Raw genomic sequence first — 22,569 nt, 5'->3', positions numbered from 1 at the left:
TGCGGTGACAGCCCTGTTCACAACGGACGGCCGGAACCGGCCGCGATGACGCACAAGGATGGTGACTGCCATGAGTGAGGCGGCCCCGATCACCCGGAACGACGCGGTGCAGGCCCTCTATTCGGCCATCGAGGAGGCGGCCGGACTGCTGGAGGTGGAGTACGAGCCCGAGGACGTGCTGCGCATCCTGGACCTGTACGGAGGCGATCTGACCCAGGCCGTGGTCGCGTTCCGGGTCGCGACCGGCGCGCGCCGCTCGGGCGAGCTCGACTGCCGGTTCACGGTGCCGCAGGACGCCGACCCCTATCAGCTCGCGCTCGACAACGGCCTGCTGGAGAAGACCGACCACCCCGTGTCCCGGCTGCTCGCGGACCTGCGCGAGCACTGCCCCGTGGACGGCTACGGCATCGACTTCGGTGTCGCGGGAGGCTTCAAGAAGATCTGGGTGGTGCTGCCTCGCACCGGCCTCCAGGAGGTCACGAAGCTCGCCGGCCTTCCGTCGATGCCGCGCAGCCTGGGCGAGAGCCTCGACTTCATGGCCAGGCACGGCCTCGGCGACACCGTGGGCCTGCTCGGCATCGATTACCGCAACCGCACGGTCAACATCTACTTCGGCGAGCCGCCGGCCGGAGGCATCTCCTCCGAGTCCGTGCGCTCCATGCTCCGCGAGGTCGACCAGGCCGAACCCAGTGAGCAGATGCTCCGCCTGGGCCGCCAGGCGTTCGGCGTCTACGTGACCCTCGACTGGGACTCGCCGGTCATCGCGCGGATCTGCTTCGCCGTGGCGACGACGGACCCGTCCTCCCTGCCCGTCGAACTCGACGAGCGCATAGGGATGTTCGTACGGCACGTGCGGCGTGCCGATCCGCACACGAGGTTCGTCTACGCCGTCGCGTCCCAGCCCGACGGTGAGTACTACAAGCTCCAGTCCTACTACCGGTGGGGCGCCGGCGTGCCGGAGATCATGCAGCTCCCCGAGGGAGCCCTCGCGGACCCGGTGTGACCCCGCGCGCCGCCTCCCCGCTCCCCCGCTCCCTCTCTTTCCTCCTCCCTTTCCTCGTTCTCCTCGCTTCTTCTCTCATCCGCATGCGGAAGGACGCACCTTGAGCACCGTAGAAGTTCCGGTACTGATCGTGGGCGGCGGCGGCTCCGGCCTGGCCGCGTCCGTCTTCCTGTCCGGCCACGGCGTCGAGCACCTGCTGGTGGAGCGCCGACCGGACACCTCGCGCCTGCCGAAGGCGCACTACCTCAACCAGCGCACCATGGAGATCTTCCGCCAGTACGGCCTGGCGGACGACGTGGCCGGACCGGCCGCCGCGCCCGAGCAGTTCGGCAAGGTCCGCTGGCAGACCACCCTGACCGGCCCGGGCCCGCTGGACGGGCGGGTCATCCACGAGATGGACGCCTTCGGCGGCGGCGCGCTGCGCGAGACGTACGAGGCGGCGGGCCCCGTGATGCCGGCCAAGCTGCCGCAGCTGCGTCTCGAGCCGGTGCTGCGCCGCCACGCGGAGGAACGCAACCCCGGGGGCGTCCGGTTCGGCCACGAGCTGGTCTCGCTGACCGAGAACGCCGACGAGGGCATCACCGCCGAGATCCGTGCCACGGAAACCGGCGAGGTCACCACCGTACGCGCGCAGTACGTGATCGCGGCGGACGCCGGCCGCACGGTGGGCCCCGCCCTCGGCGTGCGCATGGAGGGCCTGCCCGCCCTGTTCGACGCCACCACGGCGTACTTCTCCGCGGACCTGTCGCAGTGGTGGACCGAGGGATCGGTCATCACCTGGTTCCTCAACCCCTACCGCCCCGACCTGTCCAGCGCCCTCATCGAGATGGGCCCGACCTGGGGCAAGCACTGCGAGGAGTGGGGTCTGCACCTGCCGCTCGCCGGCATCGACCGCACCGACGAGAAGGCGGTCCTCGGCCGCATCCGCGAGGTGCTCGGACTGCCCGACCTCGAGCTGACCCTGCACGAGGTGACGAGCTGGAGCGTGGAGGCCGTGATCGCCGAGCGCTACCGCCACGGCCGGGCGTTCCTCGTCGGCGACGCCGCCCACCGCCAGCCGCCCGCCGTGGGCCTCGGTCTCAACAGCGGCATCCAGGACGCGCACAACCTCGCCTGGAAGCTCGCCGCGGTGCTCCGGGGCGGCGCGGAGGACGCCCTGCTCGACACCTACGAGGCGGAGCGCCGGCCCGTCGGCCAGTTCAACCTCGGCTGGGCGATGTCCGCCGCCGGGCACCACCAGGTGGTCATCGACGCCGCCGTCGGTCTCGGCCCGCACGTGCCGCCGGAGCGCCGCACGCCGGTGTTCTTCTCCTATTTCTCGCCGACCCCGGTGGGTGCCGCGCAGCGCGCCCGGGCGGCGGAGATCTTCGCCACGCACCGCGGCGAGTGCCAGGCCCTCGACGTGGAGACCGGCTTCGCCTACGAGCAGGGCGCGGTCGTCCCCGACGGCAGCCGCCCGCCGGCCCGTTCACCGCTGGGCGACGAGTACCGGCCCACGACCCGCCCGGGTCACCTGCTGCCGCACGCCTGGGTCGAGCGGGACGGCCGCCGCGTGTCCACCCACGACCTGGTCGGCTCCGCCACCGGCTTCCTGCTGATCACCGGGCCGGACGGGGCGGCGTGGGCCGAGGCCGCCGAGCTGGCCGCGAGCAAGCTCTCCGTCCCCGTGACCGCGGTGCGGATCGGCGCCGGGGACGCGGAGTACCGCGACGCCGACGGCGTCTGGGAGCACCTGCGCGGGACGGACGGGGCGGGTGCCGTGCTGGTCCGGCCCGACCAGCACGTGGCCTGGCGCGCCACCGGCGCCGAGGCGGACCCGGCGGGAGCCCTCACCGGGGCGCTCGCCGTCGTCCTGGGGCACCGGGCCCCGTGACCCTCCGTACCCCCTGCCCGTTCTCACCGACGAACACGGAAGAAGCAACATGATCAACAGACGGTCCTTCCTCACCGGCGCCGGCGGTGTCGCGCTGGCCACCACGGCGCTCGCCGGCGCCGCGCAGGCCAAGACCGGTACCTCCGGCACCCGGTGGAGCCGGCTCGCCGACCGGCTCCAGGGGCGCCTGGTGCTCCCGTCGGACTCGGACTACCAGCGGGCCAAGCAGCTCTACCAGGTGCAGTTCGACGCCACCAGCCCCAGGGCGGTCGCCTACTGCGCCTCCGCCGCCGACGTCAGCACCTGCGTCCGCTTCGCCGAGGCCCACGGCATACCCGTCGCCGCGCGCAGCGGCGGCCACAGCGCGGGCGGCTACTCCACCACCGAGGGCCTGGTCATCGACGTGTCCGGGCTCGACTCGATCGTGCTCGGCGACGGTTCGGTGCGGATGGGCCCCGGGGCGCAGCTCGTCGACATCGCGGACACGCTCGCGCCGGCCGGTCTCGGCATCTCCGGCGGGTACTGCCCCACCGTCGCGGCCGGCGGGTTCTTCCAGGGCGGCGGCATGGGCCTGTTCACCCGCAGCATCGGCATCGCCTCCGACAAGGTGACGTCGGCGCAGGTGGTCCTCGCCGACGGGCGCGTCGTCACCGCCTCGCCCCACCGCCACAGCGACCTGTTCTGGGCGCTGCGCGGCGGCGGTGGCGGCAACTTCGGCATCGTGACGTCGTACGAGGTCACGCCCTCGCCGCTGACCGACGTGGCCGCCATCAACCTCGTGTGGACCTTCGACCAGTCCCTGGACATGCTGGACGGCTGGACCCGGTGGCTGCCCGACGCCCCGTGGACGATCGGCAGCGGTGTCAACGTCACGCTCACCGACGCCGGCCCCGGCACCGTACCGACCGCGTCGGTGTTCCTCGGGTCGGTGGACACCGGCGCGGGCTTCGACGCCGAGATCGCCCGGCTGATCTCGCTGGTCGGGCGTCCCCCGGTGTACCAGCAGAAGTTCACCGCCCCGTACCGGTCGGTCCTGATGTCGCTGTACCAGTGCTCCGACCTGACGGCGCAGCAGTGCCACCGCGCCGACACCTCCCCCGACGGGAGGATCCAGCGCCCGGCGTTCGGCGCGTGGCGCAGCCGGCTGTTCGAGCGGACGATGCCGCGCGAGGGCTGGGCCAGGGCGCTGGAGACGTTCGACGCGAACCGGTTCGCCGGGCAGATGCGCCAGTTGCAGATCTCCGCGCTCGGCGGCCGGGCCAACACCGTGGCCCGCGACGCCACCGCCTACGTCCACCGCGACAGCCTCTTCTCGGTCAGCTACCTCACCTCGAACGCGGCCGCGCCGGTCGCGGCCGAGGCCAAGGCCGCCGCCTGGGAGTACGTCGACGACGGCTTCGCGGTGATCGACCCGTACTCCAACGGCGAGACCTACCAGAACTTCATCGACCCGCGCCTGCCGGACTGGCGGCGCTCGTACTACGCCGAGAACTACGCCCGGCTGGCCCGGGTCAAGGACACCTACGACCCGTACCGGTTCTTCCGGTTCGCCCAGGGCGTCAGATGACCGGGCGCCCGGCTCCGCACGGGGACGCCTCCCCGGCGGGGCCGGGCCCCTTCCCCGCACCCCCCCCCCGCACCCCAGGCCGACCGGCCGTTCGGACCGACCGAGACAGGAGCACTCCATGAAGATCGCGGACCCGGCGCGTCCGGCCCCGCTGCCGCTGCCCGAGGAGGTTTCCCCGGACCAGGTGCGCCGGGCCACGGCCCGGCTGGTGGCGTACATCAGCGGCAGGACCGACGACGACGGTGCGATACGGGAGCGGTGCGAGAGCAGAGTGCTGGAGTCCGCGCTCGCCCTCTCGCTGATGACACGGACCGGTGTGGACTCCCCCGCCCGGGACCGTCTCCTCGCCTATCTGCGCGGACACCAGGAGTCCCCGGACAAGCTCGACCGGGTGCTCGCCTCGCGGGCCCTCGCGGGTGCCGCGGGCCTCGAGCCCGGCGCCGACAGCGCGCTCGTCGCCACCCTGGCGTCGGGCGTCCTGGGTGCCGCGCCGGGCTTCATCTCCACCCGCCGTCGCCTGATGGTGTACGCGGTGCTCTCGGTGCTGGGCTGCCCGCTGCCCGCCGACGCCGAACTCCCGGGCGGCGGAGAGGTCCCCACCGACCCGCTGCACTCGTGGGCCGCCGTGCAGCAGGCGTCCATCATGCTGATCCTGGCCGGCGCCCTCGGCGTACGGAACCGGGCCACCGACGCCGCCCTGGAGACCCTGCTGGCCACCGACCCCGCCGGCGCGGTGTGGGAGGGCTACGTGCTGATGCACCTGCTGGTGCTGCACGCCCTCGCCGGGACGCCCGGCCACGAGGAGACCGTGCGCCGCGGCATCACCGCGCTGCTGCGTCATCAGCGCACCGACGGCGGCTTCCCGTTCGTCCTGGAGATGCACAACTGGTGCACGTCCACCGGTGGTCTCGCCCTGCACGCGGCCGGTGCCGACCCGGCTCTGCTGCGCCGCATGGCGGCGACGCTGGCCGCCCAGCGGGGCGGCGCCGCGCTGCGCTCGCTCTCCCGCGGCAGGACGCTGACCGGCGGCTGGTCCATGTCGCCGCTCGTCGCGCAGAACGACGTCGACGACACCTCCTGCGCGCTGGAGTTCCTCCAGGCGGTGGATCCGGTCGCGCACGCCGGCACGGTGCGCGACGGGGTGGCCGCGCTGCTGGCCGTGCAGGGCGCGGACGGCGGCTTCCCGACCTACGTCGGCGGCGCGTCCTCCGAGCCGTGCATGACGGCCGCCGCGGTCTGCGCGCTCGGTCCGCACCCGGAGACCGCGCCGCGGCGCGAGCGGGCCCTGGCGTTCCTCGCCGACAGCCAGCTCGCCGACGGCGGTTTCGAGCCGGGCTGGAGCCGCAGCCGTCTGCACAGCCTCTTCCGGGTGCGGCTCGCCGCCTGCACGGCGGGCCCGGACGACGCGCGCTCCGCGGCCATGGCCGCGCGGATCGACCGGACGGTGCGCGAGACGCAGAACGCCGACGGCGGCTGGGGCATGCAGCCCGGCGACCCCAGCGACGACATCAGCACCGCCTACGGCCTGATCACGCTCTGCCACGCGGACGACCCCCGTCCCGTCGGCACCGCCCTGGCCTGGCTGCTGGAACGGCAGAAGGCCGACGGCAGCTACGGCGGCCCGCCCGACATGGTCGGCCCGCGTCCTTTCGCCTACCACTTCCCGCTGCTCACCGACATACCGGTGCTGCTCGCCCTCGGCCACGCCCGGGCGCGGGTCCCCGGACTGCGGGGCGCGCTCGCCGGACAGGCCGCGTCCCCGGGCCTCCTGCCCACCTCGACCACTTCCCCCTGAGAAGCACCACTCACCCCCACGGAACACGGAGAGAGACACATGCTGCGAAAACTGGCCGCGCTGCCCAGCGGAAGGGTGGGCAAGTGGGTCGTCATCGCGATCTGGGCCGTCGTACTGGTCCCGGCGCTGATGCTGGCCGGGAAGCTCGGTGACGCGGAGGAGAACGACAACTCGGCCTGGCTGCCCGGCAACGCGGAGTCCACCGCCGTCGTCGAGCGCGCCCAGAAGCTGATGCCCACCGACTCCGTGCCCGCGATCGTCCTCTACGACCGGGCCGACGGGGTCACCGACGCCGACCTGGCCAAGGCGCGGGCGGACGTCACGGCGTTCCAGGGCATCGAGAACGTCGTGGGCACGCCGCAGGGCCCGGTCCGGTCCGAGGACGGCAAGGCCATCCAGACCATCGTCCAGGTGCACAAGGACAAGTCCGGCTGGGAAGGGCTCGGCAAGGTCGTCGACGCGATGGCCGACGTGGGTGAGAAGGACGCGAACGGCCTCGGCTTCCATGTCGCGGGGCCGGCCGGCTACGGCGCCGACTCGATCAAGGCGTTCGGCGGCGGCGGCGCGCTGACCACCATCACCGCCCTGGTCGTGGTCGCGATCCTGCTGATCACCTACCGCAGCCCACTGCTGCCGCTGCTGCCGCTGATCACCGTCGGCGTCGCCCTGATGGCGGCGGAGGCGCTGATCTACCTGCTGGCCGACAACGCCGGTCTGGTCGTCAACAAGCAGACCAGCTTCATCCTGGTCGTGCTGATCTTCGGCGCCGCCACCGACTACGCGCTGCTGCTGATCTCCCGCTACCGGGAGGAACTGGCCCGCCACGAGGACCGGCACGAGGCGATGGCGGAGGCCCTGTACCGCTCGGGCCCGGCGATCGTGGCCAGCGCGGCGACCGTCGCGATCAGCCTGATGCTGCTCATGCTCGCCGTCCTGAACTCCACCGCGGGCATGGGCCCGGCCTGCGCCATCGGCGTCCTGGTCGGCCTGCTCGCCATGGTGACGCTGATGCCGGCGCTGCTGGTCGCCTGCGGCCGGTGGATCTTCTGGCCCTCGAAGCCCGTGTACGGGGCCGAGGCGGAGCGCAAGGAGAGCGTCTGGAGCCGGATCGGCACCGCCATCTCGGGCCGCCCGCGGCTGGTGTGGGTGGGCACCGTGCTGGTGCTCGGCGCGATGGCCCTCGGCACGCTCGGGCTCGACGCCTCGGGCCTGTCGAACAAGGACCAGTTCACCAACAAGCCGCAGATGGCGGTCGGTGAGGAGATCCGTGCCGCGCACTTCCCGGCCGGCTCCGGCGACCCCGTCTACGTGGTGACCAGGGCCGGCGCGGTGGACGAGGTCAGGTCGGCGCTGGCCGGGGTGCCCGGGATCGGCGGTGTCGCGGACCCGGTGGTGCGGGGCGACGAGGCGGTGCTGCTCGCGCAGCTGGAGAACGAGCCCAGCAGCGAGGCGGCGCTGCGCACCGTCGACCGGGCACGGACCGCGGTCCACCGGATCGACGGCGCGGACGCGCAGGTCGGCGGCAGCACCGCGATCATGGTCGACACGGAGAACGCGGCCTCCCGCGACTCCAAGGTGATCATCCCGATCGTGCTGCTGGTGGTGCTGCTCATCCTGGGCGTGCTGCTGCGCGCGGTGGTCGCGCCGCTGCTGCTGATGGCGACGGTGCTGCTGTCCTTCGGCGCGGCCCTCGGCGTGAGCAGCCTGGTGTTCGAGCACGTCTTCGGCCTCGCCGGAGCCGACGCGTCGTTCCCGCTGCTGGCGTTCGTGTTCCTGGTGGCGCTGGGCATCGACTACAACATCTTCCTGGTCACCCGGGTCCGCGAGGACGCGCTGCTGCACGGCACCCGGCGCGCCGCGCTGACCGGTCTGTCGTCCACCGGCGGGGTGATCACCTCGGCGGGTGTGGTGCTGGCCGGCACTTTCGCGGCCATGGCCTCGCTGCCGCTGGTCTTCGCGGTGGAGCTGGGCTTCGCGGTGGCGTTCGGCGTGCTCCTCGACACCATCGTGGTGCGTTCGGTGCTGGTCACCGCGCTCACCCTGGACGTGGGCCGCTGGATGTGGTGGCCCAGCAAGCTGTTCCGGCAGCGCGACGACGCCGCGGCGTCGGCGGGCGAGCCCGATCAGGTGCCCGCGTACAGCGGGAGCTGAACCACCCCTGCCACGGATCCCCGGCACCGTCCCGCGCGACGGTGCCGGGCCCGTGCGCGGGAGAGCCGGCCCGGTACCGCGGGAGCGGACCGGGCCGTGCGCCGAACGTCGCGGCGGGCCTCGCGCCCGCGGCGACCGCATGCACCGTCCGGGGCATGCGCGGACACACACTTACGGGGCTGACACGATGAGTGCAGAGACGATGGACAGGGGAATCCGCCGCAGCACCATGACCGCCGTCCCGGTGGCCGTCGGACAGCGCGGGGGCCGGGCCGCCGCCGGGCCGCCGCCGGCGGGGAACCCGGGCGGGGCGGAGGGCACGGGGGCCCAGCGCATAGAGGAACTCGAGCGTGAGGTGCGGGAGTTGAAGCGCGCCAACGAGACGCTCAAGCAGTACGTGAGCAGAGCGCTGGACCTCGACACCGCGCCGTCCCGGCGCCCGGACGACCGCGTTCCGGCTCCCGTGGGACGCGGCCTCCCGGAGCCGTCCGCTCCCCCGCGTCGCCCCGCGCCGGGCGCGGGGGTGGAGTTCCGTGTGCTCGGCCCGGTGGAGGCGGCCGTGGGCGGCCGGTGGGTGGACCTCGGGGCGCCCAAGCAGCGTGCGGCGCTCGTGCTGCTGGTGAGCCAGGTGGGCCAGCCGGTCTCCGTCGACGCACTGGTGGAGGCGCTGTGGGACGGCCGGCCGCCGCAGTCGGCGATCACCTCGCTGCACGCGTACATCGCCAATCTGCGGCGCGCCCTGGAGCCGCACCGGGCGCCGCGCACCCCGGCGACGGTGCTGTGCACCCGCGGGCGGGGCTACCTGCTGAACAGCCGGGCCGTCGAGGTCGACGCCCACCGCTTCTGGGAGAACGCCACCTCGGGATGGCAGGCGCTGGACCGGGGCGATCCGCAGCGAGCGCTGTACGCGTTCGAGGCGGGCCTCGCCCTGTGGCGCGGGGAGGCGTACGCGGAGGTGGCCGCGACCTCGCAGGTCGCGCCCGAGGCCGTGCGCCTGGAGGAGCTGCGCCTGTCGGTGGTCGAGGGCCGCTGCGCCACCCTGATCGCGGTGGGCAACCACGAGATGGCGGTGCCCGAGCTGGTGGCCTTCACCCAGGCCCATCCACTGCGCGAGTACGGCTGCGAGCTGCTGAGCCTCGCGCTGTACCGGGCGGGCCGGCAGGCGGACGCGCTGTCGGTGCTGCGGGCCCACCAGAAGAGGATGGTGGAGGACCTGGGCATCTCGCCCAGTCCCGCGCTGCAGCACCTGGAGCTGGAGATACTGCGCCAGGCGCCCGAACTGGAGCGCTCCTAGGGCCTGTCGTTCGGATCATGCCGGCCCGGACGCACCGTCCGTCCCGGCCGACCTGATCCAAACGACAGACCCCAGCCGTCTCCCTCGTGTCGCCGGGGGCTCCGCCGACCGTCAGCGGGCGAGCACGAGGGTGGTGGGGGACGGGGTGTCCAGGAAACGGATGTCCTCGAACCCGGCGGCGGTGAGCCACGCGTGGTAGTCGCGGCGGCACCACGTCGAGCCGTGCCGGCTCTTGAGCAGCATCTCCCCGGCGAAGGTCAGGGCGAAGGGCGGGCCGCTGCGGTCGTCGTCGGTGATGTAGTCCGAGACGACCAGCGTGCCGCCGGGCCGCAGTGCCCTGCGTATCCGGGCGAAGACCGCCCGGTTGGCCTCGGGACCCTCCTGGTGGGCGATGTTGGAGTACATGACGACGTCGTGCTCGCCGTCGCCGAAGTCGACGGTGTGGAAGTCGCCGTCGACGTGGTCGACCCGGTCGCCGACGCCCTGTTCGGCCAGCAGCCGCCGGGCGATGGCGTTGATCGGCGCCCAGTCGATCTGGGTGGCCCGGGCATCGGGGTTGATGCCCAGCCAGACGGCGGAGCAGACTCCGGAACCGCCGCCGATGTCGAGGACCGAGACCTTCCCGGCGTCGGCCAGCCCGAGTTCCCCGGCCGCGAGGTGCGCGACGGGCACGGACTGCGCGGCGATGGCCTGGACGAGGTTCTCCCAGTGCGGGTTGTCGGCGACCTCCACCACCGCGTCCGTCACCGGCCCTCCGGCGCGCACGACGTCGGGCAGTGCGGCCAGCGAGCCCAGGTGGCCCATCTTGAGGCGGGCGAACCCGGTGAGGGAGACGGCCCGGCCGGACACGAGGAAGGCGGCCGCCTCCGGGGTGTTGCGGTAGCGGCCCCCGTCCACCTCGACCAGGTCCAGGGCGACCAGGCCGTCCAGCAGGGCCTGGGCGCCGCGGAGCGCGATCCCGGCCCGTGCGGCCAGCGCGTCCGGGGTGCCGGCGCCGTCCTCCAGGTGGGTGAACAGGTCGTACGTCGCCGCCGTGCCCAGGATGCCGGTGGCCCAGTAGCCGTTGATCATCCGCATGATCCGGTCGGACGTGGGTCCGGCCGGTGTGCCGGCGGTGCGGTCGGTGCCGGTGCTGCTCATCAGATCCTCCCTGCGTACGGGCGCGGCGCGGCCACGGCGGCCGGGTGCTCGCTGTGCTGGTGGGCCGTGCCGTCGACCCAGGTGCCCAGGGCCATCTCTGCGGTGATGCCGGGGCCGAAGCCGGCGATCACCCCGGTGGCGCCGGTGGGCAGCGGCCCCTCCTCGAAGCGTCTGCGCAGCGCGTCGAGCACCACGGCGCTGGCGATGTTCCCGTACTCGGTCAGCGTCCCCCAGCTGTGCCGGAAGACCGTGCGGTCGACCCCGAGGTACTTCGCGAGGTCGTCAAGGATCCGGGGGCCGCCGGCGTGGATGACGTAGAAGTCGAGGTCGGCGGCGTCCCAGCCGTGGCCGGCGGCGAGGTCGCGCAGCACGGGGGCGAGCGGCTCCATGGTGCCCGGCACCCGGCGGTCGAGCTGGAAGTGGAACCCGGTGTCGCGGACGGCGTACGAGATCCAGTCCTCGGTGTTCGGGATGAGGTACGAGGCGTTGCGCCGCAGCTCGACCCCGGTGACGCCGGGGCCGCCGCGACCGCGCACCACGGCCGCCGCGACCGCGTCGCCGAAGAGTCCGTCGGACAGCAGCGAGCCGACGTCGTCGGCGTCGGGCTGGTAGCACAGCGAGCACAGCTCGCACGAGACGATCAGCACGTTGCTGTCGGGGTGGGCGGCGCAGAAGTCGTGGGCGCGGTTGATGGCCGCCCCGCCGGCCGCGCAGCCGAGCTGCGCGATGGGCAGTTGCCGGGTGTCGTAGCGGAACCCCATGGTGTTGATCAGCCATGCGGTGAGCGAGGGCATCATGAATCCGGTGCACGACACATAGATGATCGCGTCGATGTCCTCGGCGCGCAGCATCGCGTTCGCCAGGGCCTCCTCGACGGCCTCGGGGCAGCGCTTCTTCGATTCCGTCTCGTAGATGCGGTTGCGTTCCTCGAAACCGGGGTGGCCCAGGGTCTTCTCGATGGGCTGCACGATGTGCCGTTTCTGCACTCCGGTGTTCTCTATCAGCCGGAGCGCGAGCGGGAGCTGCGGCTTTCCCGCGTGGGCTTTCCTGGCGAATTCCAGGGTCTGCTCCATGGTGATGATGTATTCCGGTACGCGCACCGCGGGCTTGCAGAGGATGGGCATGTCCGGCGTCCGCCTCTCGGGAGGTCTGCTGTCGGTCAGGGGTTCGGTGTCGTCCGTGGCGACGGGGTGCCGCGGAGCACGGCCGGGCGGCGCCCCGGTCAGCTCGGGCGCAGGTTGTTCTTCAGCTCGGCCCGCAGCACGTCCACGACGCGTTCGACCTGGTCCGGGCGGAGTTCGGCGTGCATGGGGATGGCCAGGTTGCGCTGGAAGAGGTCCGCCGAGACCGGGCAGCTCTGCGCGGCGTCGTACACCGGCTGGAGATGGCTGGCCCAGGTGCCGTGCCCGCAGCCGATGCCCTGGGCGCGCAGCGAGGCGGCCAGCCCGGAGCGGTCGACGCGCGGGTCGAGGGTCACCAGGTAGGACTGCCAGGCGTGAGTGCGGTCGGCGGGCACGTGCGGCACCGTGAGCAGTTCCTCGCCGGCGAGCGCCTCCGTGTACGCCGCCGCGATCCGGCCGCGGCGTTCGAGGAGTTCGTCGACCCGTGCGAGCTGCACCTGGAGGATGGCGGCCGCGATGTCGGACAGCTTGTAGTTGTAGCCGATGTCGGTGAACGCCGGGATGGGCAGGCCGACCACCTGGGCCTGGTCGTAGATGCTGCCGATGCCGAACGACGAGCGCAGCCGGGCGTCCGCGCCGATCACCGGGTCGGCGGCGAGCAGGGCTCCGCCCTCGCCGCTGCTGGCGCCCTTGCGGCCGTGGAAGGACAGGCAGGCCACCGGCGCCAGCGCGCCGGCCGGGCGGCCCTGGTAGGTGGCGCCGACCGCGCAGGCGGCGTCCTCGACGACGAACAGGCCGTGGCGGTCGGCGACGGCCATCAGTTCCGTGTAGTCGGCGGGCAGCCCGACGGTGTCCACCGCGATCACGCCCACGGTGCGCGGGCCGATCAGGTCCGCCACCGCCTGCGGGTCGACGGTGCCGGTGTCGCGGCGCACGTCCGCGAAGACGGGGGTCGCGCCGACGTAGCGCACGGCGTGGGCCGGGGCGGGGAAGGTGTAGTCGGCGACGATCACCTCGTCGCCGGGCTCGACGCCGAGCGCCAGCATGGCCAGGTGGAGCGCCGCGCCGCAGTTGCTCAGCGCGACCGCGTCACCGACGCCGTAGCGCTGGGCGAGCTGGGCCTCGAGTGCCTTGCCCTTCGGGCCCTGGCCGGCCGGCCAGCCCGAGGCGAACACCTCAGCGACGGCGGCGAGTTCCCGGTCGCCGAGGCTCGCGTGCACGAGCGGAATGCTGTCCGTGGTGGTCACGGTCATCGGAGGTCACCCCTCAGCTCTTCGTCTCCGGTCGGGTGTGCGCTGGTCATGCCGCGGGCCCCCCGGCCGGCGCCGGGGCGGGCGGGGTGAAGCGGAGCGGGGTGATCTGCTGGACGTCGTAGCGCTCGCGCATCCGCTCCACGGCCTCGGAGTCGACGGTCCGGCCGGCGGCGAAGATCTCGACGATCTCCTCGAAGTACCGCTCGTGGTCCGGCGAGGGGGAGCTCTGGAAGAGCATGCGGGCCGGCCGGTCGGTGGCGTTGCGGAAGGCGTGCGGGCAGCCCGGCGGGACGAACATGCAGCTGCCCGTCACCGCCCGGGCGGCACGGTCGCCGCCCGGGGACTCCCAGCCGTGCCAGGTGTCGTGGGTCCGCTCGGTGGGCTCGAACGCGAAGAGCTCCAACTCCCCCTCCAGGACGTAGAAGAACTCCTGGGAGTGGCTGTGGGTGTGCGCGCCGACGTCGAACCCCGGGGGCACGACCACCTCGAACACGGAGGACGAGGAGCCGTCCGCGGCCGTGACCTTGAAGGTCACGTCCTGCGCTTTCGTGACGAGTTTCCGGCCCTGGCCGGGCGGGACGATGAGACCGCTCATGCTGGTGTCGCTCTCTCGGGTGGAATGCGGACGCGGAAGGACGGGGCAATCCGGGGATGATTCGGGGCGACCGCGGGCGTCTTCCGGCACGTCGGGAAAAAGGTGCCGCGGCCGGGCCGGCCGGCCTCCGCAGTGAGAATGCCAGCGGCGACTTGGGGACCACTGGGTCCGGGATTGGCGCCTGCTTGCCGGAAGCGGAGGCCAACTCGCCGCGTATTCCACGGCAAGGGACGGCGTCGAGGATGCGTTTCGCGGCCCGTCGGTCACCGTCGGGACGGCTGCATCCGTACGGAATTCCAGAATCCATCCCGAGGGGGAAATCATGCCGTCCGCCCCGCATCGAGTTCTGCTGGCCGAGCCCCGGGGAGCCTGCGCCGGAGTGCACCGGGCCGTCGAGACGGTGGAACGCGCCCTCCAGGTGCACGGCGCGCCCGTCTACGTACGCAAGCAGATCGTGCACAACGAGCATGTCGTGCGGGACCTGGAGGGCAAGGGCGCCCGTTTCGTCGACTCGGAGGAGGAGGTGCCGGCCGGTGCCGTGTGCATCTTCTCCGCGCACGGGGTGTCCCCGCAGGTCCGCGACAACGCCCGGCGGCGCGGCCTCACGGTCGTCGACGCGACGTGCCCGCTCGTGGCCAAGGTCCACCAGGAGGCCGTCCGGTTCGCCCGGGACAAGGACACCCTGATCCTCGTCGGGCACGTCGGCCACGAGGAGATCGAGGGCACGTTCGGGGAGGCTCCGGAGCGCACCGTCGTCGTCGGCAGCGTGGAGGAGGCCGGACGGCTCGACCTGCCGCCGGGGACTTCGGCCGCGTATCTCACCCAGACCACGCTGTCGGTGGACGACACGGCCGAGATCGTGGCCGTCCTCGAGAAGCGGTTCCCGGGGCTGACCGGTCCGGGCAGCGCCGACATCTGCTACGCCAGCCAGAACCGGCAGAACGCGGTGAAGGCGATCGCGGGCCGCAGCGACCTGGTCCTGGTCGTCGGCTCGGCCAACTCCAGCAACTCGGTGCGCCTGGTGGAGGTCGCCCGGGCCGCGGGCGCCGACGCCCGGCTGCTGCCCGACCCGGACCTGCTCGACCCCGCCTGGCTGGAGGGCGTCGGCACGGTGGGCCTCACGGCCGGCGCGAGTGCCCCCGAGGTGCTGGTGGAACGCGCGCTGCGCCGGCTGGCGGACCTGGGCTTCGGGGACGTCGAGACGGAGGTGACGGCCACCGAGAACGTGACGTTCCGGCTGCCGCCGGAGCTGGAGGACGCGGTGGCGCCGGCCGGCGCGGACAGTGGTGCGGGGACGGTGCGGGAGCGTGCCGGGGCCGAGGAGGAGACCTGCGGCAAGCTGCTGGACCGGGTCGACCGGCGGATCGGGGAGCTGCTGAGTGCCGAGGAGGCGCGCTGGAGCGCCGTCGACCCCCGGGTGGCGGTGCCGGTGGCGGCCGTCGCGGAGCTGGTCGCGGCGGGGGGCAAGCGGCTGCGTCCCCTGTTCTGCGTCACCGGCTACCTGGCGGCCGGCGGCACCGCCGCGGACGAGGACACGGTCGTGGACGCGGCGGCGGCGCTCGAGCTGCTGCACGCGTTCGCGCTCATCCACGACGACATCATGGACAACTCGCCCACCCGGCGCGGCGCCCCGACCGTCCACGCCGCGTACACGGACCTGCACGCGCGCCGCGCCTGGGCCGGGGAGTCACGCCGGTACGGGGAGGCCGTCGCCCTGCTCGCCGGGGACCTGGCGCTCAGCTACGCGAACCGGCTGGCGAGCAGGCTGACCGGCCCGGCGGCGCAGGTGTGGCACGAGCTGGTCACGGAGATGATCATCGGCCAGCAGCTGGACGTCGCCCTGGCCGCCGAGGTGGAGCCGGACGCGGACCTGGCCCGCTGGGTCGCCGTCTGCAAGTCCGGCCGCTACACCATCCACCGCCCGCTGGCCCTCGGCGCGGCCATCGCCGGACGCCCGGGGCTGCACGCGGTCTTCGAGGCGTACGGGGTGGCGGCCGGCGAGGCGTTCCAGCTGCGGGACGACCTGCTCGACGCGTTCGGCGACGCGACGGCGACCGGCAAGCCGACCGGCTTGGACCTCAGCGAGCACAAGATGACGCTGCTGATCGCGCTGGGCGCGGCCAGGGACCCGCGGGTCGCCCGGCTGGTCGAGGACAGCCGCCACGCCGACTGGAATCCGGCGGAGCTCCGTGCCGCCCTGCTCGCCTCCGGGGTGCGCGCGGAGGTCGAGGAGCGGATCGACGCCCTGGTCGCCGACGCCCGTAAGGCCCTGGCGGACGCCGGCCTGCCCGGCCACTGGCGCCTGCGTCTCGAGGAACTGGCCGACATGGTCGCCTACCGCGACCGCTGATCCGGCGCCCGCACCCGTTGCCCACCCGCACCATCGCTCCGCAGGACGCACAGGAGACCTCATGGGAAGCACGTTGCTGTACAAGCTGAGCCACCGGCCGAACCGCGCACCGGCCCCGTCGGTGCACCAGCGCGGCCTCTACCTCGGCGTGGTCCCGGAGCGGGCCGCGCGCGTCCGGGGCGGCATGCCGCTGGTCCTCGACCACGACCTCGACGTCCTGCCGGAGGCCGGACGGACAATGACGGTACGTCAGCTCGCGGACCACGTGGCGGACGTCGCGAACCGGCTCGCCGCCGCCGGGGTGCGCCGCGGCGGTCACGTAGTGATCTGCAAGGCCCCCAACTTCGATCTCTGGCTGCTGGCGACGGCGGCGGAGCGCATCGGCGCGGTCCCGGTCATGCTGTCGCAGCACCTGGACTCCGAGGCGATCGGCGCCCTGCTGGCCCGGCTGGAGCGGCCGCACCTGGTCACCGACGGGCCCAAGCTCCGTGCCCTGAGCGGGGACGGCGTGGATCTGAAGGCGCTCACCCGGGGCGTGATCGGTGTGGGCGACGCCGGTCCGGGGGCGGTGGCGCTCGACGGGCTGGACGGCTCGGTGCCGGTGCGGCCGGTCCTGCGCGGCCTGGACGACCCGGCCATGATCACTCACACGTCCGGCACCACGGGCCTGCCCAAGCTGGTCGTGCACACCCCGCGGACGATGCGGTCCCGGCTGCGCCCGCAGCTGTTCCTGCTGGGGCTGATGAGGAAGCGGGGGACCGTGGCGATCCACCTCCCCTTCGGCCACTCCCGGACCTTCGCGGCGATGTCGCTCTGCCTCCTCCAGGGGATGCCGGCGCTGCTGGTGAAGGACGGCGCCCCGGACGCCGTCGCGGCGTTCTTCGCCGAGCGCCGCCCCTGGCTGATAGAGGCGCTGCCCAACTCCTTCATGGTCTGGGAGGACGTGGCCGACGACGCGCGCCGCCCGTTCTCGTCGGTGAAGTACTTCAGCAGCACCTTCGACGCGATCCACCCGAGGACGGTGCGCCGTCTGCTGCACGCCTCCGACCGGCGGGCGCAGTTCTTCCAGATCTACGGGCAGAGCGAGGTCGGTCCCGCGGCCGGCCGGCCGTACTTCCGCCGGTTCGTCCACCGGATGGACGGCCGCTGCGTGGGCTACCCCCTGCCGGGCAGCGCCCGGGTGAGGCTGGTGAGCCAGGACGGCAGGCGGCCCTCGCAAGGGAACCCGGGCTTCATCGAGGTCCGTTGGGACGGGCTGGCGAAGACGTACCACGGCGAGCAGGAGCGCTACGACGCCAATCTGCACGACGGCTGGTGGCGCACCGGGGACGTCGGCTACCGCACCTCGTTCGGCTGCCTGCACATGCTCGACCGGGAGTTCGACACGATCCCCGGGGTGGGCAGCAACCTCGAGATCGAGGACGCGCTCCTCGACGAGCTGGCGGAGCTCGCCGAGGTCGTCGTGGTACCGGGCCCCGGGTCCACGGCGGTCCCGGTCGTCTGCACCCACGGCGACGAGCCCCTGGACCCGGACCGCTGGCGCGCCGCCACGGCCGCCTATCCGCAGCTGGCGGAGCCGGTCCGGATCCCGCTGGCCGAACTGCCCCGCACCGCCACGCTGAAGACCCGCCGGGTCGAGCTCTCCCGCCGCCTCGAGGCCGGCCTGTAGGCCGCTGGGGTCACCAGGCGCCGTGGTCGAGCAGGCCCAGGACGAGGACGGCCACGGCGGTGATCAGGAAGACGATCCCGCCCACGATGTCGCGGGAGCCGACCCGCAGGTGGGCGATGATCGCGCCGATGAAGTACAGGATGAGGCCGCAGGCGGCGAGGGTGCCCAGTACCGGTACGGCGAGCCCGGCCAGCAGCCCCACGGTGCCCGCCGCCAGCAACGACCCCAGGACCGGGACGTACTTCCGGGGGATGCCCTTCATGTCCGCCTGGGTCTTGGGGTACTCATGGCCGATCAGGTATGTGACGGCGGCGGCACCGTTGAAGACCGCGCCGATGATGGTGACCGTGACGAAGGCGATGTACACGTTCTCTCCGCTCTGTGGAGACAAGGGTGCCGGGTGCACCAGTGGCCGGATGACCTGGTGGCCACCGCGCAGCACCACGACGCGTCGGTGCTGTCGGCTCGGGACGCTTTTGTGCGGTGATGATCGTACAGGTCACCCCGGTACGGAACAGGCCTTACTCGCCACTCTTCGGCCACAACTGGCCGGATAGGGACGGGAGTTCGCCCGCGGGTGGTCCGGCCCCACGGGTCACGCGCGCACCGGGAGGGCGCGGGGCTCTCCGCACGCTCCCGGAAGGCTGTGAGTATGCACGACCGGGACGGGACGCGGGATGCCTTCCGGCGATCGCGCCGGGTCCTTCGGGGAGGCGGTCCGCGCGGGGGCCCGCCCGGCACGGGCGGTGGACGACGCACCGTCGCCCGTCACGGGCGGTCGTGACGGGCGACGGTGCGGTCCGGGCCGGCCGCGGCCTCAGCCCCTGGCCAGCGTGACGTCCCGCTCCTGCCACGCGTGGAAGTACGGCAGCGGCAGGATGCCGAGCGGCCGCAGCTCCAGCAGGGTCGCCTTGACGTGGGCCGTGCCGGGACGCAGGGCGCGGGAGGGCGTGCCGGTGTTGGTCCAGCGGTGCTGGCGGCCGTCGCACACCGCGCGGGTGCCGCCGATGCCGTACTCGTTGGAGCCCTTGTCCTGGCTCACGGACGAACTGACGTAGACCGGGCCGGTGCCGCCGGAGCAGCGGTAGGTGCCGGTCAGGGTGATGCTGCCGTCCGCGGCGATGCGGCCGGCGCGGTCCACGGTCACCGTCTGGTACGGGTCCGCGGTCACCGTGTCGGCGGCGTCGGCCATCGCGGGGGCGGCGAGCAGGATCAGGGCGGCGCCGGCGGCCGCTGCGAGGGCGGCGGGGCGTAGGGACATGGGGTACCTCCCGGTCGGTCGGAATGAGGGATTCCAGGGGTACCGGCCGGACGGCCCGAAGGGAGTGACCCTCACCCCTTCGGTGGCGAGTCCGCGCCTGGCGGCGGCCGCCCGGTCCCCGGCGCGCGGCCGGGCGGTGGGCTCACGGCAGTACGGCGAAGCCGTCCAGTTCCACCAGCGCCCGCTCGTCCCACAGGCGTACGACCTGGACGACCGCCATCGCCGGGTAGTCGCGGCCGGCGAGCCGGTGCCAGGTGCGGCCGAGGTCTGCGGCGTGGCCGCGGTAGTCGGCGACGTCGGTGGCGTAGACGGTGACGCGGGCCAGGTCGGCGGGGGCGCCGCCGGCGGCGCGCAGGGCGGCGAGGAGGTTGGCGAGGGCCTTCTCGAACTGCTCGGGAAGGGTGTCGCCGGTGATCCTCCCGTCCGTGTCGAGCGCGGTCTGGCCGGCCAGGAAGACGACCCGGGTGCCGGTGGCGACGACGGCGTGGGAGAAGCCGGTGGGCGGGGAGAGGCCGGGCGGGTTCACGCGTTCGGCGGTCATGCGCCGGCCTCCCCGGTCGTGTGCGTGCGGTACAGCTCCTTGGCGATGATGTCGCGCTGCACCTCGCTCGCGCCCTCGTAGACGCGGGGGGCGCGGACCTCCCGGTAGAGGTGTTCGAGGAGGTGGCCGCGTTGCAGGGCGCGGGCGCCGTGCAGCTGGACGGCCCTGTCGACGACGTACTGGGCGGTCTCGGTGGCGAGCAGCTTGGCCATCGCGGCCCGCCCCGGCACGTCCGGCGCGTTCTCGTCGTACGCCGTCGCCGCCGCGTACACCATGAGGCGGGCCGCCTCGGTGCGCAGGGCCATCTCGGCGACCTGGTGGGAGACGGTCTGGAGGTCGCGGAGTTTGCCGCCGAAGGCGTCGCGGGCGCCGGTGTGGGCCAGCGTGGCGTCCAGGGCGGCGCGGGCCATACCGACGGCGAAGGCGCCGACGCTGGGGCGGAACAGGTTGAGGGTGCCCATGGCGACGCGGAAGCCGCGGTCCGGCTCGCCCAGGACGTCGTCGGCGGTGACGGGCACCGCGTCGAAGGACAGGGCGCCGATGGGATGGGGCGACAGCATGTCGAGGGGGCTCCCGGTGAGGCCGGGGCGGTCGGCCGGCACGAGGAAGGCGGTGACGCCGCGGGCGCCGGCGCCGGGGGTGGTGCGGGCGAAGACGGTGTAGAAGTCGGCCTCGGGGGCGTTGGAGATCCAGCACTTCTCGCCGGTGAGCCGCCACGCGGAGCGGCCGTCCGCGTCCGCGGCCAGGGCGGTGCCGGCCGGCTCCGCCCTCAGGGTCAGGGCCGCCGCGTCCGAGCCCGCGGCCGGCTCGCTGAGCGCGAAGGCGGCCACCGCGCTGCCGTCGCTCACCCGGGGCAGCCAGCGGGCGCGCTGCGCCTCGGTGCCGTGGGCGTGCACCGGGTGGGCGCCGAGCCCCTGGAGGGCGAGGGCGGTCTCGGCCTCCGTGCAGGCGTAGGCGAGGGACTCGCGCATCAGGCACAGGTCGAGCGCGCCGGAGGTGAACAGGCGGGGCAGCAGGCCGAGGGCGCCGAGTTCGGCGACGAGGGGCCGGTTGACGTGGCCCGGCCCGCCCCGGTCGGCCAAGGGGCGCAGCCGTTCCGCGGCCAGGGCGCGCAGCCGCTCGCACCAGGCGAGTTGTTCCGGTTCGAGCGAGAATGCGGTCATCGCCGGTCCCTTCCCCTGCTCCCCTGCCCGCCGGGTCACCCCCGAGGTTATCGCGCCCCGTTGACTGCCGTCACCGACACGATACGCTCGATGCGCGAGCCCACCACGACAAAGGGGGCGAACCGCCATGGCAGATCCGCACGCCGCGGACCCGCACCACGCGGAGCAGCACCGCGCCGGACCCCACCGCTCCGCCCACGTCGACACGTTCGCGCGCGAGCACCTGCCGCCCCCCGGTCAGTGGCCCGAGCTGCGCTTCGACCTGCCGGAGCTGCGCTACCCGGCCCGTCTGAACTGTGCCGCCGAACTGCTCACCGGCCCGACCGGCGACCGTCCGGTCTTCCGCACCGCGGCCGGGGACGGCTGGACGTACGGTCAGCTGCGGGCCCGTGTCGACCGGATCGCGCATCTGCTCACCGGCGACCTGGGGGTCGTGCCCGGCAACCGGGTAATGCTGCGCGGCCCCACCACCCCCTGGCTGGCCGCCTGCTGGCTGGCGGTGCTGAAGGCGGGCGCGGTGGCGGTCACCGTGCTGGCGCAGGCGCGCCCGCACGAACTGAGCGCGATCTGCGAGATCGCGCGGGTGCGGCACGCCCTGTGCGACGCCCGCGCCGTCGACGACCTCGCCAGGGCGGAGGTCCCGGGGCTGCGCATCGCGGCGTACGGCGGGGACGCGCCCGACGACCTGCTGCGCCGGGCCGCGCCGGACACCCCCTTCCCGGCGGTGGCGACCGCGGCCGACGACGTGGCGCTGATCGCCTTCACCTCGGGCACCACCGGACGGCCCAAGGGGTGCATGCACTTCCACCGCGACGTGCTCGCGATCGCCGACACCTTCTCCCGGCACGTCCTGCGGCCGCGCGCGGACGACCTCTTCGCGGGCAGTCCGCCGCTCGGCTTCACCTTCGGGCTGGGCGGGCTGGTGATCTTCCCGATGCGGGCCGGAGCGAGCGCGCTGCTGCTCGAACAGGCCGGTCCGCGGCAGCTGTTGCCGGCCATCGCCGAGCACCGGGTCTCGGTGCTGTTCACCGCGCCGACGGCCTACCGGGCGATGCTGGACGAGCTGGACACCCACGACGTGAGCTGCCTGCGGCGCTGCGTCTCGGCGGGCGAGAACCTGCCGGCGGCCACCTGGCACGCCTGGCACGAACGCACCGGCCTGCGCATCATCAACGGCATCGGCGCCACCGAGCTGCTGCACATCTTCGTCTCGGCGGCCGACGACGCGGTGCGGCCCGGCACCACGGGTGTCCCGGTGCCGGGGTGGCACGCGCGGGTGCAGGACGGGAACGGGCTGCCCGTGCCGGACGGGGAGCCCGGGCTGCTGGCGGTGCGCGGGCCGGTCGGGTGCCGGTACCTCGCCGATCCGCGGCAGCGGGAGTACGTGCGCGACGGCTGGAACATCACCGGGGACACCTATGTGCGCGAGCCCGACGGGTACTTCCGGTACGTGGCACGCGCCGACGACATGATCATCTCCGCCGGGTACAACATCGCCGGGCCGGAGGTGGAGGACGCGCTGCTGCGGCATCCCGACGTGGTGGAGGCGGCGGTGGTGGGCCGGCCCGACCCGGCGCGCGGGCAGGTCGTGGTGGCCCACGCGGTACTGAGGGACGGCGCCGAGCGGGACGCCGAGGCCCTGCGCGTGTTCCTCAAGGCCGAGCTGGCGCCGTACAAGTGCCCGCGGGAGATCCACTTCCGGGACGCCCTGCCGCGCACGGCGACCGGCAAGCTCCAGCGCTACCGGCTGCTGACGTCCCCCGAGACCCGGGGTGACCAGGGCTGATGCCGAC

Annotated in this window: 17 protein-coding genes; 9 read left to right on the top strand and 8 right to left on the bottom strand. The window is 73.6% G+C overall.

Translation table 11 applies throughout. The annotated features are described in order from the left end of the window. The first annotated feature begins 70 nt into the window (after nt 1-70). The 6 genes from AC0VYN_RS09490 (at nt 71) to AC0VYN_RS09465 (ending at nt 9,683) form a co-directional block, all read left to right on the top strand. Nucleotides 71-1,003: an aromatic prenyltransferase gene (locus tag AC0VYN_RS09490; RefSeq protein WP_475535589.1), complete on the top strand. Its 933-nt coding sequence runs from the start codon at nt 71-73 to the stop codon at nt 1,001-1,003. Between the two features lie 100 nt (nt 1,004-1,103). Beyond that, nucleotides 1,104-2,876 carry an FAD-dependent monooxygenase gene (locus AC0VYN_RS09485; RefSeq protein ID WP_475535588.1) on the top strand — a complete coding sequence of 591 codons (1,773 nt, stop codon included), beginning with the start codon at nt 1,104-1,106 and terminating at the stop codon, nt 2,874-2,876. A gap of 49 nt (nt 2,877-2,925) precedes the next feature. Continuing rightward, complete coding sequence (locus tag AC0VYN_RS09480; RefSeq protein ID WP_475535587.1) at nt 2,926-4,443, top strand: FAD-binding oxidoreductase; 1,518 nt, start codon at nt 2,926-2,928, stop codon at nt 4,441-4,443. A 118-nt stretch (nt 4,444-4,561) separates the two neighbouring features. After that, complete coding sequence (locus tag AC0VYN_RS09475) at nt 4,562-6,238, top strand: prenyltransferase/squalene oxidase repeat-containing protein (RefSeq protein WP_475535586.1); 1,677 nt, start codon at nt 4,562-4,564, stop codon at nt 6,236-6,238. Nucleotides 6,239-6,277: 39 nt separating this feature from the next. Beyond that, the gene (locus tag AC0VYN_RS09470; protein WP_475535585.1) at nt 6,278-8,389 is read left to right on the top strand and encodes an MMPL family transporter; all 2,112 of its coding nucleotides are present in this window, start codon (nt 6,278-6,280) and stop codon (nt 8,387-8,389) included. A gap of 202 nt (nt 8,390-8,591) precedes the next feature. Continuing rightward, the gene (locus tag AC0VYN_RS09465) at nt 8,592-9,683 is read left to right on the top strand and encodes an AfsR/SARP family transcriptional regulator (protein WP_475535584.1); all 1,092 of its coding nucleotides are present in this window, start codon (nt 8,592-8,594) and stop codon (nt 9,681-9,683) included. Nucleotides 9,684-9,794: 111 nt separating this feature from the next. Here the strand turns inward: AC0VYN_RS09465 and AC0VYN_RS09460 are convergent, their stop codons facing one another. The 4 genes from AC0VYN_RS09460 to AC0VYN_RS09445 all read right to left on the bottom strand — a co-directional run bounded on the left by AC0VYN_RS09460 (nt 9,795) and on the right by AC0VYN_RS09445 (nt 13,792). After that, nucleotides 9,795-10,823 carry a class I SAM-dependent methyltransferase gene (locus AC0VYN_RS09460; protein ID WP_475535583.1) on the bottom strand — a complete coding sequence of 343 codons (1,029 nt, stop codon included), beginning with the start codon at nt 10,821-10,823 and terminating at the stop codon, nt 9,795-9,797. Then, nucleotides 10,823-11,947, bottom strand: a complete 1,125-nt coding sequence (locus AC0VYN_RS09455) for a type III polyketide synthase (RefSeq protein ID WP_475535582.1) — start codon at nt 11,945-11,947, stop codon at nt 10,823-10,825. The genes AC0VYN_RS09460 and AC0VYN_RS09455 overlap by 1 nt, the downstream gene beginning before the upstream one ends. Before the next feature lie 98 nt (nt 11,948-12,045). Beyond that, a complete protein-coding gene (locus tag AC0VYN_RS09450) occupies nt 12,046-13,197 on the bottom strand; it encodes a DegT/DnrJ/EryC1/StrS family aminotransferase (protein WP_475535581.1) in 1,152 nt (383 codons plus the stop codon). A 46-nt stretch (nt 13,198-13,243) separates the two neighbouring features. After that, on the bottom strand, nt 13,244-13,792 hold the full coding sequence (locus AC0VYN_RS09445; protein ID WP_475535580.1) for a cupin domain-containing protein: 549 nt from the start codon (nt 13,790-13,792) through the stop codon (nt 13,244-13,246). Between the two features lie 322 nt (nt 13,793-14,114). Here AC0VYN_RS09445 and ispH point away from each other — a divergent pair, with 322 nt between their 5' ends. Together ispH and AC0VYN_RS09435 are read left to right on the top strand one after the other, a co-directional pair. After that, the gene (gene ispH / locus AC0VYN_RS09440; protein WP_475535579.1) at nt 14,115-16,142 is read left to right on the top strand and encodes a 4-hydroxy-3-methylbut-2-enyl diphosphate reductase; all 2,028 of its coding nucleotides are present in this window, start codon (nt 14,115-14,117) and stop codon (nt 16,140-16,142) included. 61 nt (nt 16,143-16,203) lie between these two features. Further along, nucleotides 16,204-17,811, top strand: coding sequence for a class I adenylate-forming enzyme family protein (locus AC0VYN_RS09435; RefSeq protein WP_475535578.1), 1,608 nt, complete (start codon nt 16,204-16,206; stop codon nt 17,809-17,811). A gap of 10 nt (nt 17,812-17,821) precedes the next feature. Here the strand turns inward: AC0VYN_RS09435 and AC0VYN_RS09430 are convergent, their stop codons facing one another. From AC0VYN_RS09430 to AC0VYN_RS09415, 4 genes are all read right to left on the bottom strand, one after another. Next, nucleotides 17,822-18,178, bottom strand: a complete 357-nt coding sequence (locus tag AC0VYN_RS09430) for a DoxX family protein (RefSeq protein WP_385469531.1) — start codon at nt 18,176-18,178, stop codon at nt 17,822-17,824. Between the two features lie 450 nt (nt 18,179-18,628). Further along, on the bottom strand, nt 18,629-19,072 hold the full coding sequence (locus AC0VYN_RS09425) for a DUF6299 family protein (RefSeq protein WP_475535577.1): 444 nt from the start codon (nt 19,070-19,072) through the stop codon (nt 18,629-18,631). Nucleotides 19,073-19,214: 142 nt separating this feature from the next. Continuing rightward, nucleotides 19,215-19,613, bottom strand: coding sequence for a RidA family protein (locus AC0VYN_RS09420; protein ID WP_475535576.1), 399 nt, complete (start codon nt 19,611-19,613; stop codon nt 19,215-19,217). Then, nucleotides 19,610-20,776 carry an acyl-CoA dehydrogenase family protein gene (locus tag AC0VYN_RS09415; RefSeq protein ID WP_475535575.1) on the bottom strand — a complete coding sequence of 389 codons (1,167 nt, stop codon included), beginning with the start codon at nt 20,774-20,776 and terminating at the stop codon, nt 19,610-19,612. The genes AC0VYN_RS09420 and AC0VYN_RS09415 overlap by 4 nt, the downstream gene beginning before the upstream one ends. A 64-nt stretch (nt 20,777-20,840) precedes the next feature. Between AC0VYN_RS09415 and AC0VYN_RS09410 the strand changes: the two genes are divergently transcribed. Beyond that, a complete protein-coding gene (locus AC0VYN_RS09410; RefSeq protein WP_475536842.1) occupies nt 20,841-22,562 on the top strand; it encodes an AMP-binding protein in 1,722 nt (573 codons plus the stop codon). Nucleotides 22,563-22,569: the final 7 nt, after the last annotated feature.

This window comes from Streptomyces sp. 63XJN7_1_ISO-PGPR-S23-121 (genome assembly GCF_056173025.1).
The sequence above is the reverse complement of the archived record's forward strand: the minus strand, read 5'-3'. Positions and strand labels throughout refer to the sequence as shown.